The sequence below is a fragment of the Wolbachia endosymbiont (group B) of Cyclophora punctaria genome, assembly GCF_964028235.1.
GTDB lineage: Bacteria > Pseudomonadota > Alphaproteobacteria > Rickettsiales > Anaplasmataceae > Wolbachia.
Genome location: NZ_OZ034749.1, coordinates 215,090 through 233,727, shown reverse-complemented (window position 1 = coordinate 233,727; position 18,638 = coordinate 215,090). Strand labels below are relative to the sequence as shown.

Below are 18,638 nucleotides of genomic sequence, written 5' to 3'. Positions count from 1 at the left end.
TTACAATAAATTTTTGTTTCTTGTTAGATAGATGAAATTCACATTATCTTGGTTATTAGAGTACTTAGAAACCAATGCCAGTTTAGAAGAAATTACTGATAAGCTAACTCACATAGGATTGGAAGTAGAAGATGTGGTCAACAATACCAAATTGGCCGAGTTTGTTATTGCAAAAGTATTAGAAGTCACACCTCATCCAAATGCTGATAAATTAAAATTATGTAAAGTAAATGATGGAAGTAAAGTTCTGCAGATAGTCTGCGGAGTAAAAAATGTTAAAGAAGGCATGAAGACTGTACTTGCACCTCTTGGTAGCACATTGCCAGAAAGCAACTTTACAATTAAGCCTAAAAAAATAAGAGGAGTGCTAAGTGAAGGGATGCTCTGCTCTGCTTTCGAACTTGCGTTGACTCAAAATGAAAGTGAAGGAATAATTGAGCTTTCTGACGATTATAAAGTAGGGGATAAATTTTTTAATTGCGATCCTGTAATTGATATAAATGTCACTCCAAATCGTGGAGATTGCCTAGGTGTTTATGGAATAGCACGTGATCTAGCAGCAACTGGAATTGGAACGTTAAAGACTTTAATCATTCCACAACTTACCTGCTCTATAAATTCACCAGTAAACGTCAAAGTTACCGACGGGGAGAGCTTTATTAGTGGAATATACATCACCAATGTAAAAAATAGAGAGAGCCCAAAATGGTTAAAAGATAAATTGGAATCTATAGGAATGCGCTCCATTTCTGCAATAGTTGATATTACTAATTACATCATGATATCCTTTAATCGCCCAATGCATGCATATAATGCAAAAAAAATAGAAGGAGAGCTCACAGTACGTAAAGCAAACGATGGAGAAAAATTTATTGGTTTAAATGATAAAGAATACTCATTAAATAAAGACATAAGTGTTATTTCTGATGATAAAAATGTTCATGCAATTGCTGGAATTATAGGTAGTAAGTACAGTGAATGCACTCTTGAGACTACTGATATTTTTTTAGAGTCTACTTGGTTTGATCCTATCTCTATCACTAAATCTTCAAGGCAACTAGGCATCTCCACAGACTCAAGTTACAGGTTTGCACGTTCAGTTGACCCTAGTTTTACCCTTGATGGACTCAATCTTGCAGCCCAGATGATTTTAGATTTATGTGGCGGAGAAGTGTCAAGCATAGTGTCTGCTGGCAATTTGAATAAGGCTGATACCAAGATAAATTTTGATTATCAGAATGCAAACAAACTTGGAAGTGTATCTGCATCACCTAATGAGGTATTCGATATTTTAACAAAGCTAGGGTTTAGTATCGATAAAAAAACCGAAGGTAATTGGAATATACAAGTACCAAGCTGGAGACCGGACGTAACCATACCTGCTGACTTAGTTGAAGAGGCAGTAAGAATATACGGCTATGATAAAATAAAGGAAGAGCAACTAGCAGAAGACGTTACAGTAGAAGAAGAGACACAAGATGATTTACGCATTTTAATGACAAGCAGAGGGTTTCATGAAGTGATAACTTGGTCTTTTATGAGTGAATCAATAGCTGAAAAGTTTGGTTACTTGAATAAATTATTTATTATCGACAACCCATTTAATAATGACTTTAACATAATGAGACCAAGCATCATACCAAATTTGTTAAAAGTTACTGCAGATAATACTGCCCATGGTACACCTGATTGTGCAATTTTTGAAATTGGGCCAATTTATAATGATGAAGCTCAGTCTAAGTATGTTTTAAGCGGAATCAGGTCAGGAAATAATCTACCACGAAACCATTATAACACTGACAGGAAAATAGATGTTTTTGACGCAAAGGCTGACCTCATAACAGCTTTGGAACTTTTTAATATCAATTGTGATAATTTAGCAATAAAGAGAGCAGAAAAAGAATATTATCACCCAGGAAAATCAGGCTCCTTATCTTTTAGAAGTAAAATAGTTGGTTATTTTGGAGAATTGCATCCGAGTATATTGGATTTTTTTAACATCAAACAAAAAATTGTAGGCTTTGAGTTGATATTAGAAAATATCGAAAATTTACCTATAAGTAGAAAAAAATTTATCAATTATAAATATCAAAGTGTAAAACGCGATTTTGCGTTTATTGTAAATAAAGATATAGAAGCAGGTAGTATAATCAATATGGTGAAAAAAAGCTCAGAGCTCATCACAGAAGTTTTGATATTTGATGTATATCATGGAAACAATATAGAATCGAATAAGATGTCTATAGCATTTTCAGTTACTTTCTGCTCTCCAACTCACACTTTAACTGAAGAGGAAATCCAAAAAGAATCAAATATGATAGTCAACTTAGTGTGTAAAAATACTGAAGGAACTTTGAGAGCTCATTATTAAGCCGTAATCGCCGTTTCCTGATTTTGCTGTGTCACGTTTACTTCATCCAATTTATTTTCTATCTTGAATCCAATATCCTTGAAAAACCTATCCCACATTCCATGCAAATGCTCTTCTACTTTAGGCCAGACATCATTTTTAAATGTCGTTCCATCATCAGAAAATAAATTACCTAAAAAAACTCCAATTTCTTCATAACTTGATTGAAAATGTTGAAGAAATGTCTCTACTTCCTTATGAGTATCATGTGCCACACTCAATGCTTTCCCTTCTGTGCTATTATCTTTGTTTACAGTAGCTGACCATCCAATCACATTATAATTAAAACCAACTTTGAGAGAGTTCCAAATCCTCCACAAACCACTCTCATTATCTTTTGGTACATTATTTATTATAAGATTTGCTAATCTATCTACTAGAGGAGACAATAAATCTTGACAAAAGTGTTTGATATTATTTTTTATTTTAATAATAGGAGTTTTTATGCACTTTTCTGCCAAGTAGTACTCAAGTTCCGCTTCTTCTAATAACTTCTTAATTGCTTCTTCATCAAAAGTTTCATGCTCGAATGCTTTCAGTAAAGCATCTTCTATTATTGCAAATTTTATTTTTTCACGAGATTCTAGTTCTTCTCTATAATCATTTTTTGTTTTTTTATTTATCAACAATCCTTCTTTTTCTAATTCTAACTGTTTTAATGCTTTTAGAATTTCTTGGTTATTTTGCAAGTGCTTCTCTATTAATTTTGTACTTGGATGCTTTTCTCCTTTTCTCTTTCGCTCATCTTCTAAGTACTTATTTAAATCCTCACTTTCTTCTATTACTTCTCTTAACGATATAGGTTGATCTAAGCATTCTGCAATTTTCACTCGGTGCACATTAATCCTCTGTACTAAATCCGGCTCCTTTTCCTCTAACAGCTTACATGAATTCTCTATACCCTTTGCTTGACTTTTAAACAAATCTTGCGTTTTACGTTTCGTTATTTCTAAATACATCTTTGCTATAAAATCATTCACTTCATCTAAAGCTTCTTTTAAACTTTTCTTGCTAGAAGGATGTTTTATCTTCTTTTCTAAACTTTGAAACTGATCTATTAAGCTAAGCATGACTAATCGATCTAACTCACTCTTTGCTTTTTTCATTACTGATTTTATTAGCTTTTGCTCAACTTCTTGATCATTATACTCGAACTTAAAAAGATCCTCTGATTTCCTTTTTAAATCATCATTTATTGAGTTATTTCCCTCTTTATCATCATACATTTTTTCTAATTCTTGACGTACACTTTGATACCTTTCATGCCCTGCCTTTCTTAAATTCTCAATCTCTTTTTTAGCACTATTTAGGGCTGTTCCTGTTTCTTCATGATACTTCTCTTTATAAACATCAATGATTGTCCTCTTAGCTATTTTCCCTTCTTCTTTAAGCCGTTCCCATTCTGCTTTAAATACAGGAAATTCACTATCTTCTAAGATATCTGGTACTTTTGCTCCTGCTTCTCTCAGATCTTTTATTATCATCTCTTTCTCATTCGGTAATTCCTTACCTTGACTTTCTAATTTCTGTTTCACTAAAGTATTTTTTAGCTCATCCTCCAGTGAAAAATCTTCTCCCCGTCTATTTTGCTGAAACTTAATTGCTTGTATAAAAGCAACTTGATAAGCATTTTCTATTAAGTGAGTTGTCAACTTAGAATCTATGCTACTCACCACTTTCAGCCTGAATTCACTCAATAATTCCTTCAGTTTATCATGTGTAATATCTTTCTTTTTTAGCTTCATCAGCTCTTCCATAGTTCTTGCGCATTCTTGAATCGAAGTTGCAAGCACATTCTTGATTTCACTATGTAAGGGCTTAAGACCATTTTTTAAATTGATGTTAGTTGACAATTTCAGTATGATATTGCGCTCTGAATCCCGCGTTACACTAAACCACTGATTATTTTCATTATCGCATAAATCTCTAAGTAATTGTTTAAATTGCGGTGGAAACTTTATTTTCATATCATATGCAATGCTTGACTCAGAAACCTCCATTTCATGAAAAGATACCTCTATATTTTGGTGCTTATTAGAATACTGCCCCATAGTTATTTTAAGAGCAGTAACTAAAGAGTGAGGTAAATCTCTATTTAAAAGATAAAAAGTAGCCAAAGCAACTGTTGCAGGAATAACTAAGGCTGTTAGCACAGCCACATTAACAAAAATTGCTATTGCAGCAAGAACGCCATATGCCAGTCTTTTTGGTACACTTGCCTCACTCTTTTGTGTCTTATCTTCTCCTACACCTTCTTGTGTCTTACTGTTTATTCTCAATCTATTGTATATGACCAATCCCAGCGCAGTAAAAGCAATATAAGGAAGCATTAAAACTGACAGAGCTAAATTTAATACTTTCTTCTCTGGACAAGCTCTGTTTATTTCCTTAAATATTTCACTTGACATATTATACCAGGAAGTAAAAAACTCAGAATTATAATCTTTATAATGAAATATACTGAGTGGAACATTAAAAGCAGCTATTTGTTTAATTAACCAATCCTGCTTACTTACAGCATCAAAAAACTCTTCTTCCTCTTCTGAATTAGCAAGACCTAAATCATTCCCTTCTTCTACATTAGAAACATCTTCCATAGCATCAAAAAACTCCTCTTCTTCTTCCGAAGTAACATCGGAAGTAGATTTTACTTCACCTGAACCATCACTGTTGTTATTTAAATCAATAACTTCTCTATGACCATCTGCAACAACTTGATTCATATCACCACCCTACTTAAAGTAATTTAAGTATAGCATAAACATTACTAACTTCGCAACTTTATTAACTTAATACCAACTGTCAAACCTTGGTATTCCTTAGAATAGAAATCGGCCTCGATCTCTTTATTAGTGTCCAAAGATAAGGCAAGGGTCTGCTCTTTTATATACTCATCCCACCTGTTTATTGCCTCTTTAACTTTCTCATCTTCTGCTTTGATTATTACTCTGATTCTATCTGATATATAAAAATCAGCCTGTTTTCTAGTTTCTTGAATAAGCCTCACAATATCTCTTGCCAGCCCTTCTAGAATTAGTTCATTATTTAATTCAGTATTTAGAATAACAACTCCTTTGTTATTATCAAACACAGCAGAATATTCACTGTTTGCTTTTAATAATAGTTCATATTCACCTTTTTCCATAGTATAGCTCTCTGTTTCATCCCCCAGAAATATTTGCTCATTCTCAACTTGCTTCCACTTTCCTTCCTTAACGTATTGAACTAGTTTCTTGATTTTGTCTGGAACTTTTCTTCCAAGCACAGGAAAATTTAATTTTAACTCTAGTGATGCAACCTCTTTCAATTCACTTACTATTTCTAGTTCTTTTACATTCACCTCATCTCTTACCATCTCTTGATATTCATCTTCAAGAAAATTGCAGGAAGACTTATGATAAATAGTCATGCTACCAAGTGGCTGCCTTATACGTATGTTAAACATGTTTCTAATAGAGAGTGCAGCATTACATATTTCCCTTACCAAATCCATATTGGCAATGAGTTCACTATTATATCTATCTAATTGTGGAAAATCAGCCAAATGAACAGATGTTTCTTTATACTTCAGCCCCTGCCATATAGTCTCTGTTATAAGTGGCAACAAAGGAGCTGCAGCCCGTAGTATGTAATAAAAAACTGTGTACAGAACATTATAAGCGTCGGTTTTATCTTGATCTAAGTCACTTTTCCAAAAACGCTCGCGACTGCGACGAATATACCAATTATTTAGCACTTCAAAAAAATCTGTCAAGATTTTGCAAGCTTCCTGAGAGTTATAGTTGTTCATAGAAGCTCGCATACCTTCCACAGCTTCAAAACATTTTGAAATCATGTAGCAATCAATAGTATTCTGATAATCCCTACAAATCTCAGCTTTAATTCCATCTGCATTTGCATACATAGTAAAAAAGTGATAACTGTTCCAAATAGGTTTTATTACGTTTTTCAGAACATCACGCACTAAATTTCCTTCTTTGTCGAGTAGTAAATTACCACCGCAGACAATGGAACCAGACAGCATAAGAAAACGCAGCGCATCAGAACCATATTTGTCAAACACTTCCATTGGGTCCGCATAATTATTCAGACGTTTGGATAATTTCTGCCCTTTCACATCAAGAACCACACCGTGGCATATGCAGTTCTTAAATGGCTCACTGTCAAATAAAGCAGTGGAAAGCACAAAAAGCGTATAGAACCATCCTCTTGTTTGTGCTATATATTCAGTGATAAAATCCGCAGGGAAATTTTTCTCGAACCATTCTTTATTTTCAAACGGATAGTGAACTTGCGCGAACGGCATCGAGCCAGACTCAAACCAACAATCAAACACATCAGGCACACGACGCATAACTGATTTTCCTGTTGGATCATCAGGATTTGGTCTCGTCAAAGTATCGATAAACGGTCTGTGCAAGTCATCTATCTTAACATTAAAGTCTCGCTCTAGTTCTGCTATTGAGCCATACACATCCACTCTTGGATATTTTGCATCGTCTGATTTCCACACAGGAATTGGAGTACCCCAGAATCGATTGCGTGAAATAGACCAGTCGTGCGCTCCTTCAAGCCATTTTCCAAATTGACCATCTCTTATATGATTTGGCATCCAATTAACTCTCTTATTTAGCTCTGTCATTCTTCCCTTAAATTTTGTCACAGCAACATACCAAGAAGGCATAGTGCGGTAGATTAAAGGAGTGTCAGTTCTCCAGCAGTGTGGATAATTGTGAATATATTGCTCAGTTTTAAACCAGCTCCCCTGCCTTTTTAATTTCTTGATTACTGTATCATTGGCATCAAAAACATGAACTCCTGCCAAATCTGAAACTTCAGTAGTAAATTTTCCAGCGTTATCAACTGGACAAACAGCTCGAATATCATGGCTTTGGCAAAGGTAAAAATCTTCTTCACCAAATCCAGGAGCAGTGTGCACAACACCAGTACCATCTTCTGCTGTAACATAATCGGCAATGAAAACACGGAACGCATTCTTTGTATCTTTAAAGTAATCAAACAGTGGTCTATAAGGAAGACCTGCAAGATCACTTGCTTTAAGTTTTATATTACAGTTTTCATATTGAATATTGCTTTGTTCACAGTGGCTGACAAATTTCTCTAAATAACTTTCAGCAAAGATGCAAACTTCACCATTTACTAACACCATACAATACTCAATATCCTCCCCTACTGCCAGTGCGAGGTTGCTTGGCAACGTCCAAGGGGTTGTAGTCCAAGCAAGCAACTTACATTTTTGTTTAAATTGCTTTGGGTTTTCTAAAAGTTCAAACGCAACAGTTACAGCCTTGCTAGCTTTTTCTCTATAAGCATTATCTAGTCTTGTTTCAAAATTAGAGAGTGGAGTTTCGCACGCCCAGCTATAGGGAACAACGCGTATTGATTCATACACCAGACCTTTATCATAAAGCTGCTTAAATGCCCACATGACCGACTCCATGAATGACTTATCCATAGTCTTATAGTCATTGTGAAAATCTACCCATCTTGCTTGTCTATTTACATACTTCTCCCATTCTGATGAAAATTTCATCACAGAAGTACGGCAATGATTATTGAATTTTTCAATGCCAAACTTCTCTATCTCAGTTCTACCAGATATTCCAAGTTCCTTTTCTGCACCCATCTCAGCTGGTAAGCCATGGCAATCCCAACCAAATCTACGTTCAACCCTTTTTTGCAGCATAGTTTGATATCTTGCAAATGCATCTTTTATAAAACCAGTAAGCAAGTGTCCGTAATGCGGAAGTCCATTTGCAAACGGAGGCCCATCATAAAATACAAAACAATGACCCTTGGAACGTTTCTTGACTGACTGCTCAAAAATTTTATTTTCCTGCCAAAATTTTATGATTTCCTTTTCTAGCAATGAAAAATCAGGACTGCTGCTTGTATCAGGATAATACTTCATATTCATTTTAACTGGATAAAATCAAAGAATATAGAGCTTTCTGGAAAATTACAAATTCAAAAACTCTGTTTCTATAAACATAGATAGGTATTGACATCATTATACAACATATTAATTCATTAGACTTATTTATTGAGGTTGAAGATGAATAAAGACAATAGAAGTTGGCCTTATCATAAATTTCATGATGCTAACAAAAATAATAGTAAAAGTAGCTTTATTTGGAAATCGCTTTCTTATGAATACAACAATTCTGGAGAGATTGAGAGAATACGCTATCAGTGGGAAAAGAAAAAAAATCCCGCGAATCTATTATATCAAGTCTCATATGATTGCGTAACAGAGAGCTGTAGTCCTTTAAGGATTAAATCTAGATAGCTTATAAACTTATAAAACACACAAAGTACTTCTACATGAGACCATGGGAGCACTTTTCTCTAATTAGGCAGCGCATCCCAACAAACTATTTTGCCGAGCTTCCAATATCCTTACATTTACTATTTTATCTTTGTATTTATCGTCAGGATCATCAACGCATACTGATTGCATGTATGGGCTTTTACCAATAATTTGATTTTGGTGTTTACCTTTTTTATCACTGAATAGAACAGGAATAGTTTTTCCTATCATACTCTGATTAAATTCAAGTTGTTGCTTGCTAATTAATTCCTGTAACCGAAGAAGACGCTCTGTTTTAACCTCTTCTGGTACTTGATCTTTTCTTTCCGCCCCTGGCGTTCCTGGCCTTGGGCTATATTTAAAACTATAAGCCTGAGCGTACTTTACTTTTTCTACTAACTTCATAGTTTCCTCAAAATCTTTTTCAGTTTCTCCAGGAAAACCAACAATAAAATCAGAAGAAAATTCGATTTCAGGTTTCAATTTGCGAAATCTGTCTATTATTTCCAAATACTCCTCTGCAGTGTGTTTCCTGTTCATTGCATGCAATATTTTATTCGAACCTGACTGCACAGGTAGGTGAACAAACGGCATGAGTTTTGGCTCTTCCGCATGCACCAAGTAGAGAGATTCGTGCATATCTCTTGGATGAGAAGTTGTGTAGCGGATTCTTTCTAGGTTTTCAATTTTAGCAATGTGACTAATTAATTTTCCTAAATCCCAGACCTCTTCTTCGCACTCTCCATGATAAGCATTAACATTTTGACCGAGCAAATTGATTTCCCTTGCCCCATTTGCAACTAACTTCAATATTTCACGGAATATTTCATTTACTGGTCGTGAATACTCAGCCCCGCGAGTGTAAGGCACCACACAAAACGTACAAAATTTATCACAACCTTCTTGTATGGCAAGAAACGCAGAAGACCCCTGGCTATTGCCATAACATTCATCCGGCAATTTATCAAACTTTGCAACTTCAAGAAAGTCAGTATTTATTATATGACCTTTACTTCTACTTGCTTTGACTATCAATTCCGGTAAAGCAGCGATACTCTGTGGACCAACAACAATATCAACAAAAGGAGCTCTTTTGAATACCTCTTCCCCTTCTGCTTGCGCTACACATCCAGCCACTACTATGGTCCTTTCTTTTCTTGACGAATGAATTCTTCCAAGCTCTGAATAAAGCTTTTCTGCTGCCTTTTCTCTAATATGACAAGTATTCAATATCACCAAATCAGCTTGTTCTACATCACTAACAACGTTGAATCCTAGAGGCTTAACTATATTCTCCATTAAAATGGAGTCATAAACGTTCATCTGACAGCCGTAAGTTTTAATGTATAGGCCTTTCATATTTAAAATTCTTCACACAAATTCTAGCAAATTATACGAAAAACTGAATTCTAGTACAACAGCCAATAAAGATTGCTTGACAAACCTTCTCGCTTTCCTTACCCTAACAGTAGAGGTATTTTAAGAGCTCAAAAATCTATCTCCGTCTGCAGGCTTTTCAGTCAATTTCTCAATAAAAAGTGTAGCGTATCTTCTTCAGTGTATACTGTAGTATGTGCGCTGTATTTTTTTTCTAATCTTTCAGGGGGATTTTATGTCCAGAATTCCAGATACTTGACCTTTATTCTTAAGCTAAAAACCGATTGGTACCTATGGTTTTTATAAAGAAAGTGCAAAAAATACTTTAAAGAATATGAAATAAAGGTAGAAAAGGTTTGAGTAACCAAAAACTGTTTCCAGGCATAAATTTGCGATGCATACTTAAAAAGTAATTACATTAATATAATGTTCACACTTATATGCCAATATAGATATAATACTAATTAAAGAGCATGTTATGCAAGAAGAAGTATTAGATTTTACAGATGCTCTTTGTCAAAATAAATGTGATTCCTTTCGAGTGACACTCTCTTATATCCTTCTTTAGGTTATACAGAAGTCTAACACAATTATAGAACAAGCTTAAAAGTTCTGGTAAAGTAGTTTTATTTATAAAGAGCATGCTACTTGATATTGAAAAACGCAGCATAACAAATGCACTGTGGAAGTTACAAGAAGCAGATCAAAGGGAGATTTTTACTCTTATACAGAGATTTGAGTTGCCAGAAATATTAGCAAGAATATTAGTTGCTCGTGGTGTTAACATAGAAAATGCACATGACTTCTTACACCCACTAATCAGATCGCTATTACCAGATCCCTTTCACCTCCTTGATATGGATAAAGCTGTTTCTCGCATAATAAAAGCAATAAACAATAATGAGAATATTGCAATATTTGGTGATTACGATGTTGATGGTGCAACGTCATCAGCATTGATTAATAGATACCTAAGAGCGATTGGGACACACTCTATAATCTATATTCCAGATCGTGTTGATGAGGGCTATGGATTGAACACAGATGCTTTATTACAACTTAAAAAGAATGGTATTGATTTATGTATTTCTGTTGATTGCGGTACGCTTGCATATCAACCAATAGAAGAGGCAAGGGTTTTTGGACTTGATATTATAGTTATCGATCATCACCTTGGTATAGAAAAATTACCAAGTGCTGTAGCAGTTGTTAATCCCAACCGCCTTGATGAGAGCTCTCCTTATAATAACTTAGCAGCAGTTGGAGTGTCATTTCTGCTAATTGTTGCTCTTAACAGAAGCCTACGTGAGCAAGGATTTTTTACCAACAAAAAAGAACCAGATTTATTTGATCTACTGGATTTGGTTGCTCTTGGAACTGTTTGCGATGTTATGCAGATTACAGGCCTAAATAGGGCTTTTGTTTTACAAGGATTAAAAGTTATGTCAGCAAGAAAAAATGTTGGCTTACGTGTTTTGTTTGACGCTTTGGGAATCCTTGAAAAACCAAGTGTTTCACGATTAGGGTTTAGTATTGGGCCATGTATAAATGCCGGAGGAAGAATTGGAGAAGCATCGCTCGGTGCAAGGTTGCTTTCCACTGATGATGAAGAAAAGGCGCATTCAATCGCGCTAAAACTAATAGATTTGAATAATGCAAGAAAAATGCTAGAAAATGAGGCTATTTTGGAAGCTACAACACAAGCGGAAAATTTTGCCCACTTAGGTGTAAATTTTATAATGGTAAGTGGTAATTGGCACCAGGGAATAATTGGTATCATTGCATCAAGACTAAAAGAGCAGTTTCACTTACCAACGATAGTGATATCTTTAAACAATGGAATAGGAAAAGCAAGCTGTAGGTCAATTTCTGGAGTAGATATTGGTGCTGCGGTTCTTTCTGCAAAATTTACCAACCTAATCATTGAAGGTGGTGGTCACAGTATGGCAGCAGGATTTTCGATTGAAGAAGATAAAATAAGTGATCTACATGATTTTTTTACTGAAAGATTTGCAAACTCTACAAATGACAAAATCATAAAAGCCGATGGCATAGTAACAGCTAAAGCAATAAACTTATCCCTTTGGAATCAATTGCAACGCTTAGAGCCATTTGGTGTTGGCAATCCTGAACCGAGATTCATCATTCAAGGAGCAAAGATAAGAAAGCCGGAAGTTATAGGAGTTGACCATATAAAATGTTTTATTGCTGACGATAATGTTATGGTCAAAGCTATTGCGTTTCGCTGTGCAAATACTGAGCTTGGCTCTGCTATTATGCAGGGTAATGTTAAAGCCATTTTGGGTAAAATCTCTATGAATTACTGGAATGGCAATGAATTTATACAATTTATGATAGAAGATGTCTTAACCATTAGTTAAGTTACTATTTTACAATAATTACCTATCAATCTCACCAAAGACTATGTCGAGTGAACCGATAATTGCTGCAATGTCAGCAAGCATGTGTCCTTTTGCCATGAAATCTAAGGCCTGTAAATGCGCAAAGCCAGGTGCTCTTATTCGACATCTATAAGGTCTATTGGTACCATCTGAAACTATATATACTCCAAACTCACCTTTTGGCGCTTCAACAGCTACGTAAGCCTCACCCTCTGGCACGTGATATCCTTCTGAATAAAGCTTAAAATGATGAATCATAGCTTCCATGGATTCTTTCATTTCCGCTCTTGGCGGTGGAGAAATTTTTCTATCTTCAGTTTTTATTGGCCCTTCAGGTATCTTCTCTATGCATTGCTTCACCAAGCTGATAGATTGCCTAATCTCCGCCATTCTTACTAAATAACGGTCATAACAGTCACCATTTTGACCGATTGGTATATCAAAATCTAACTGATCATATATCTCATATGGCTGGCTTTTTCGCAAGTCCCAAGCAAGTCCAGCAGCACGGAGCATTGGTCCAGTAAAGCCCCAATCAAGCGCCTGTTTTATTGATATTTCACTAATTCCTACAGTGCGTTGCTTCCATATCCTATTTTCTGTTAGAAGCTCATCAACATCATCTATATACCTTGGAAATTGCTCTATAAATTTTGCAATATCTTCAATCAAACCTTCTGGGATATCTGCTGCAAGTCCACCTGGCCTTATATAAGCTGCGTGAAATCTTGCACCTGAGGCCCTTTCATAGAACTCGAGTATTTTTTCTCTCTCTTCAAAGAGCCATAAAAGAGGAGTCATCGCCCCAACATCAAGTGCTTGGGAAGAGATATTTAGTAAATGATTTAGTATTCTTGTCAGCTCACAAAATAGAACACGCAAATATTTTGCCCTAATCGGAACTTCGCACTGCAATAATTTTTCTACACATAACGAATATGCATGCTCTTGTGACATTGGTGACACATAATCAAGGCGGTCAAAATAAGGCAGAGCTTGAAGATACGTTTTATGTTCTATTAACTTCTCAGTGCCGCGATGCAAAAGTCCAATGTGGGGATCTGCCCTCTCGATCACTTCACCATCCATTTCTAAAACAAGACGTAGCACCCCATGTGCAGCTGGGTGCTGAGGGCCAAAGTTTAGCATCATTGTCTTTAGATCTGGCATGTTTGGAAGTTTAAGATATTAAAATTGTATAGGGTAAAATGTGCTTAAAGTCAATAGGCTTCTTGTACAAGCTATAACTCATCGTTACAATAGAAAAACTCTCAAAAACTTCACCACTTCTTCATGATCTGATAGACAATGTTTATGTGTCACATACAATTATTGCACTTATGTTGATCAAGGCAGCGAAATTATGTATAGATAATTTTGATTGAGAAATAGTTTTTCTACTATATAAATTCTACTTTAGAGTAATCAAAATTAATGAAAAACAATAAATATAGTTTAGGCTTAAGGATCATTCATTGGTTAATGTCTGCTCTTATTATTGGTATGCTTTATTCTGGACTGTACATGAAAAGTTTGCCGATTAGCAGTGAAATTAAATTCAGCATATACGCTATTCATAAGGCTTGTGGTATCACCGTTTTTGGATTAATTATAGTACGTATATTTTTTCGTGTCTTTACTTATGTTCCTCAATTACCGGCAAGTTTTTCTCGGTTCGTAATTAATGCGAGCAAAACGATACACTTTGGTTTGTATTTTTTGATGGTGCTAATGCCATTATCTGGTTATGTCATGTCTTCTGCTTCTAGTAAAGAGATCAAATATTTTGTTCATATCCCTTTGTTAATCAATGAAAACAAAGAGCTAGCTAGTGCAGCTAATCAGCTACATTCGATGCTTGCATATCTTATGATAGTCTTTATAACCTTGCATATACTTGGTGCTTTAAAACACACATTTATAGATAAACAAAACATTTTTAAACGTATGATATAGGCTATATGTTGAGCAACCTTTGGAAGAAAGGAACGAATTTTCTCGGTAGTGAGTTTGCAGTAATGGGTGGTGCTATGAGCTGGGTTTCAGAGAGAAATTTAGTTTCAGCAATCTCAAATGCCGGTGGTTTTGGTGTAATTGCATGTGGTGCAATGTTTCCAGACTTACTGAAAAAAGAAATCATAGAGACACAGAAATTAACTCATAAGCCATTTGGTGTCAATCTAATTACTATGCACCCAAATTTGAGTGAGTTAATAGATATATGCATTGAAACAAAAGTAAGCCATGTAGTTCTTGCTGGCGGATTACCAACAAAACCTAATATAGCAAAAATCAAGAATGCAGGCATTAAAGTTATGTGCTTTGCACCAGCATTAAGCCTTGCGAAAAGGTTAGTAAACATGGGAGTAGATGCGTTAATAATAGAAGGTATGGAAGCAGGAGGACATATCGGTCCTGTTAGCACTTCTGTTCTCGCACAAGAGATATTACCTCATTTTAAAAATGAGAAAACACCGGTGTTTGTTGCAGGTGGAATAGGAAGAGGCGAAATGATAGTGAACTACCTAGAAATGGGAGCAAGTGGCTGTCAAATAGGTACATTATTTGTCTGCACGAATGAGTCAATCGCTCACAAAAATTTTAAAGAAGTATTCATCAAATCAGCTGCGCGTAATGCTGTATCTTCTGTGCAGATTAGTGCTGATTTCCCTGTAATTCCAGTAAGAGCTATAGCCAACAAAGCAAGTGATGATTTTATGAAGCATCAAAGAGACATTATCGATAAATATCAGAATGGAGAAATCTCAAAAGAAGAGGGGCAACTTGAAATAGAAAAGTTCTGGGCTGGAGCTTTAAGAAGAGCAGTAATTGATGGAGATGTTGAAACAGGATCTTTAATGGCTGGTCAAAGTGTTGGCATGGTTGATAGAGAAAAGCCTGTAAAAGAAGTAATAGATATACTAGTTCAACAGGCAAGCAATTATGTTGAAATGTAAAATCAGTAATCAGCAAAGAAAATAGTTAGCAAATTGCTATAATTATCTGCAATAAGGCATAACTGCCCAGTTTTAATGTAAAATTAACGCTAAAGAGGTATTCATACATTTTGTTATGTATGGAGAAATGTTATGCTAAGTCGTTTTGCAAAACATCAGAAGAGTAAAGAAGATATTAATCAACAATTGTACAATGCTATATACAAAAAGGTCACAAAAAAAACACATAATAATGAAAGTCCAAAAAAGGGAGATGGAACTATCGCAAAATGCATAGAGTTGTTCAACAAAGGAGCTGCTCCCAACGTATTAATTGAATTAGAAAAGTCATTGAGAAAACAAGAAAAATATTATAATTATTACACCGAGAAATTTCTTCCAGAATTGGAAAAAGAAGTAATGGGATCAGAAGTCGGACTTCCAGTATTTAAGAATGAAATAGAACAATCACAAGGATCACCAACAAGAAGAGGAAAAATATTAGGAATAATTTCAAGGATTACTAATAAAAGTAGTGACAAAAATCATTCTAGTAGCGTTATTCAAAATCAAAAAGATAGACAAGGTAATGCTATGGAACTATTTAACAAACAAAGTCTTTCTGGTGAAGTTGAAATTCCCAAAAATTCAGGTATTAATCCTCTGGAAAAGGATTCTTTAGCTAAGGGTGTAAGTGGAAAAGGAACCCCTGGAATATATAATCCCTTGAGAAGTTCAGGTTGTTATGGTGCTTTAACAACTCCTACATCAGAACAATTGCAAGCAAGAGGTCCTGTAGAAGTGCCAAGCGGTGCAAATACTTCTAAACTCAGTAGTAGTAGTGATTTAGATAGTGGAATAAATTCATCTAGCTTGGCATCAAGTAGCAGAAGGAACAGCTTAACTTCAGTAACAAGCATTTCATCTGAGGAAAGTGTACACTTAAAATTAAACCCTGCTGAGGAAGATAATAGTTTGCAACTAGAAGATGAAGGAAAAACAAAATTAGCACATCCGAACAAAACAAGGCCCAAAGGCCCAAGCGGCAGAATATCCCCTTCTAAACATTATAAGAAGACTGAAGAAGGGCCTCATTGTGTGATCTCAGTGACAGGCAGTAAGGTAAAAGATACAATGCAATCCAATAATTATAAAAATAGTAGTAAAAACAAAAATCTTCACGTCGCACTTGTAACAAGTTCTGCTCTCTTAGCAATAGGGTGCATTGTTGCAGGAGCAATGACATCAGGATTAGTAGGAGCAGGACTGTTTGTGGTGGCTGCAGTGTTTGCTACAGCAGCTGCTGCTGAATTTTGTTCAAATATTCTGTCAAGTAAAATTGACCTTACCCAGAAAAAGTAGACAGAAAGTTAAGACGTTTTTGAAGTAAAATAAAACGTTTTTTCAAAGAGGTGTGGTATGACAAAAAGAAAAGAATATACAGCAGAATTCAAAATTGAAGCTATAAGACTAGTAAAAGAAACAGGTCAATCATCAGCAAAAATAGCAAGAGATTTGGGTATTAGCGGTGATTCATTAAGCAGATGGGTAAAAACATACAATGATAGAATGTCTGGAGTAGATGCGTTTCCAGGAAAAGGGAAAGTAGCTCATTGTGACAAAGAAAAGTTTTATTTAAAGAAAGAGCTGGCAAGAGTAACGAGGGAAAGAGACATTTTAAAAAAAGCCCTGGGATATTTTGCAAACCAAAAAGAGTAAAATATTCTTTTATAAAAGAACATGAAAACTGCTATAAAATACGGGAATTATGCAGATTTTTGAACGTATCTGCTTGTGGTTATTATAAATGGATTACTAAGGAAAAAAACAACAAAAAATCAATAAGAGAAGAGCTCATACAAGATATTCAGAAGGTATATCGAGCATCACAATGCAGATACGGAGCTCCTAAAATTCACGCTGAATTAAAGGCTTTAGGTAAAAATTATAACATCAAAACAGTGCAAAATGTTATGCAGAAAAATGGCATTCAAGCTAAGCTTAGACGAAAGTTTAAAAGTAAAAAACCACAAATAGACAATAGAGTTATAACTCCTAACATATTAAATCAGAATTTCATCGCTGATCAACCTAACAAGATATGGGTAACTGATATTACGTACATAAAAACTAATGAAGGATGGTTATATTTGGCAGCAATAATAGATTTATATTCACGCATGGTGATTGGCTGGTCAATGAGTAATGCAGTAAATAGGCAATTAGTTATAGATGCGTTATTCATGGCTATTGGTAGGCGCAAATCTGCTAAAAATCTACTATTTCATAGCGATCAAGGATCGCAATACACCTCTAAAAATTATCAATTTTTACTAAGTACAAAAAATATTACTTCTAGTATGAGTCACAAAGGTTGTTGTTATGATAATGCTGTTTCAGAGAGCTTTTTTAGTTCACTTAAGAGAGAGTTACTCATTGATACTTCACAACACTCTGCACAACAAGCTAAAACCGCAATATTTGAATATATAGAAATTTTTTATAATAAACAGCGTAGACATTCTACTATTAACTATTGCATTCCTGAGCTTTTTGATTCATCATTCTCATAGCAAAAACGTCTTAACTTTCTGTCTACTTTTTCTGGGTAAGGTCAAATTGACATCCATTAGTGTGAGTCCTCTTGTTGATAATAAAGAGCTAACACGGTGATAAAAGTTAAATATGAGTTACTTATGGTGAGCAAGTGAATTCGGTTCTTGCCTATTGATGTAAAAATTGTTACATTTGAGGAGTATCTTAAAGGTATTTAGCTGATGCATATTCAATTGGGTAGAGTTTTTGCTATTGTAGCCCTGTTAAGTTTTATCTTCATGTCATGTTCTAGCAAAGCAAGTGATGAATTGAAAAATATACCAGGAACGTTGAAAGAACTTATTTCTTCATTTTCAGTTAAAGATACTGTAGAAAATATGAGTCCCTCAACAATTATAGGTTTATGTATAGCTACAGTGATACTTGCAGTAGTGTTCAGAGGCCTAATTCTTTTCATGATAATATTTGGCGTACTGATCATGATGTTTGGAAGCACAGAAAAGGCAACAGATTACCTGAAAGAAAAATTCAACTTTGCAAAGGACATACAGTTACAATCCAATAACAAAAAAGAAGATAAGGATTAAGTAAGATAGATGATTCTTTATTATCTTTTTATTGAATAC

13 protein-coding genes are annotated in these 18,638 nt (G+C 34.9%); 9 read left to right on the top strand and 4 right to left on the bottom strand.

Going from position 1 to position 18,638, the window contains the following annotated elements; translation table 11 throughout:
* Window positions 1–31: 31 nt before the first annotated feature.
* The gene (gene pheT, locus ABWU33_RS01185; RefSeq protein ID WP_250120049.1) at window positions 32–2,371 is read left to right on the top strand and encodes a phenylalanine--tRNA ligase subunit beta; all 2,340 of its coding nucleotides are present in this window, start codon (window positions 32–34) and stop codon (window positions 2,369–2,371) included.
* Here pheT and ABWU33_RS01180 read toward each other — a convergent pair.
* Together ABWU33_RS01180 and ileS are read right to left on the bottom strand one after the other, a co-directional pair.
* Window positions 2,368–5,133, bottom strand: a complete 2,766-nt coding sequence (locus ABWU33_RS01180; protein WP_353280872.1) for a hypothetical protein — start codon at window positions 5,131–5,133, stop codon at window positions 2,368–2,370. The two genes, pheT and ABWU33_RS01180, sit on opposite strands and share 4 nt — an antisense overlap.
* A gap of 44 nt (window positions 5,134–5,177) precedes the next feature.
* Complete coding sequence (gene ileS / locus ABWU33_RS01175) at window positions 5,178–8,348, bottom strand: isoleucine--tRNA ligase (protein ID WP_353280871.1); 3,171 nt, start codon at window positions 8,346–8,348, stop codon at window positions 5,178–5,180.
* Window positions 8,349–8,486: 138 nt separating this feature from the next.
* Here ileS and ABWU33_RS01170 point away from each other — a divergent pair, with 138 nt between their 5' ends.
* Window positions 8,487–8,720: a hypothetical protein gene (locus ABWU33_RS01170; RefSeq protein WP_246433244.1), complete on the top strand. Its 234-nt coding sequence runs from the start codon at window positions 8,487–8,489 to the stop codon at window positions 8,718–8,720.
* Between the two features lie 63 nt (window positions 8,721–8,783).
* Here ABWU33_RS01170 and miaB read toward each other — a convergent pair whose 3' ends face one another.
* Window positions 8,784–10,100 carry a tRNA (N6-isopentenyl adenosine(37)-C2)-methylthiotransferase MiaB gene (miaB, locus tag ABWU33_RS01165; RefSeq protein WP_211908595.1) on the bottom strand — a complete coding sequence of 439 codons (1,317 nt, stop codon included), beginning with the start codon at window positions 10,098–10,100 and terminating at the stop codon, window positions 8,784–8,786.
* 659 nt (window positions 10,101–10,759) lie between these two features.
* Between miaB and recJ the strand changes: the two genes are divergently transcribed.
* Window positions 10,760–12,499 (top strand): single-stranded-DNA-specific exonuclease RecJ, encoded by a 1,740-nt coding sequence (gene recJ / locus ABWU33_RS01160; protein ID WP_353280870.1) that lies wholly within the window; start codon window positions 10,760–10,762, stop codon window positions 12,497–12,499.
* Between the two features lie 18 nt (window positions 12,500–12,517).
* Here the strand turns inward: recJ and ABWU33_RS01155 are convergent, their stop codons facing one another.
* Window positions 12,518–13,690 (bottom strand): NADH-quinone oxidoreductase subunit D, encoded by a 1,173-nt coding sequence (locus ABWU33_RS01155; RefSeq protein WP_211908599.1) that lies wholly within the window; start codon window positions 13,688–13,690, stop codon window positions 12,518–12,520.
* Between the two features lie 264 nt (window positions 13,691–13,954).
* Here ABWU33_RS01155 and ABWU33_RS01150 point away from each other — a divergent pair, with 264 nt between their 5' ends.
* The 6 genes from ABWU33_RS01150 (at window position 13,955) to ABWU33_RS01125 (ending at window position 18,599) form a co-directional block, all read left to right on the top strand.
* Entirely contained in the window at window positions 13,955–14,476 is a 522-nt protein-coding gene (locus tag ABWU33_RS01150) for a cytochrome b (protein WP_211908601.1), read from the top strand.
* Window positions 14,477–14,481: 5 nt separating this feature from the next.
* The gene (locus tag ABWU33_RS01145; protein WP_353280867.1) at window positions 14,482–15,477 is read left to right on the top strand and encodes an NAD(P)H-dependent flavin oxidoreductase; all 996 of its coding nucleotides are present in this window, start codon (window positions 14,482–14,484) and stop codon (window positions 15,475–15,477) included.
* 132 nt (window positions 15,478–15,609) lie between these two features.
* Window positions 15,610–16,818: a DUF350 domain-containing protein gene (locus ABWU33_RS01140; protein ID WP_353280866.1), complete on the top strand. Its 1,209-nt coding sequence runs from the start codon at window positions 15,610–15,612 to the stop codon at window positions 16,816–16,818.
* Window positions 16,819–16,875: 57 nt separating this feature from the next.
* A complete protein-coding gene (locus tag ABWU33_RS01135; protein ID WP_353280344.1) occupies window positions 16,876–17,175 on the top strand; it encodes a transposase in 300 nt (99 codons plus the stop codon).
* Complete coding sequence (locus tag ABWU33_RS01130) at window positions 17,151–18,029, top strand: IS3 family transposase (protein ID WP_353273672.1); 879 nt, start codon at window positions 17,151–17,153, stop codon at window positions 18,027–18,029. The genes ABWU33_RS01135 and ABWU33_RS01130 overlap by 25 nt, the downstream gene beginning before the upstream one ends.
* Window positions 18,030–18,233: 204 nt before the next feature.
* Entirely contained in the window at window positions 18,234–18,599 is a 366-nt protein-coding gene (locus ABWU33_RS01125) for a hypothetical protein (RefSeq protein ID WP_211908607.1), read from the top strand.
* Window positions 18,600–18,638: the final 39 nt, after the last annotated feature.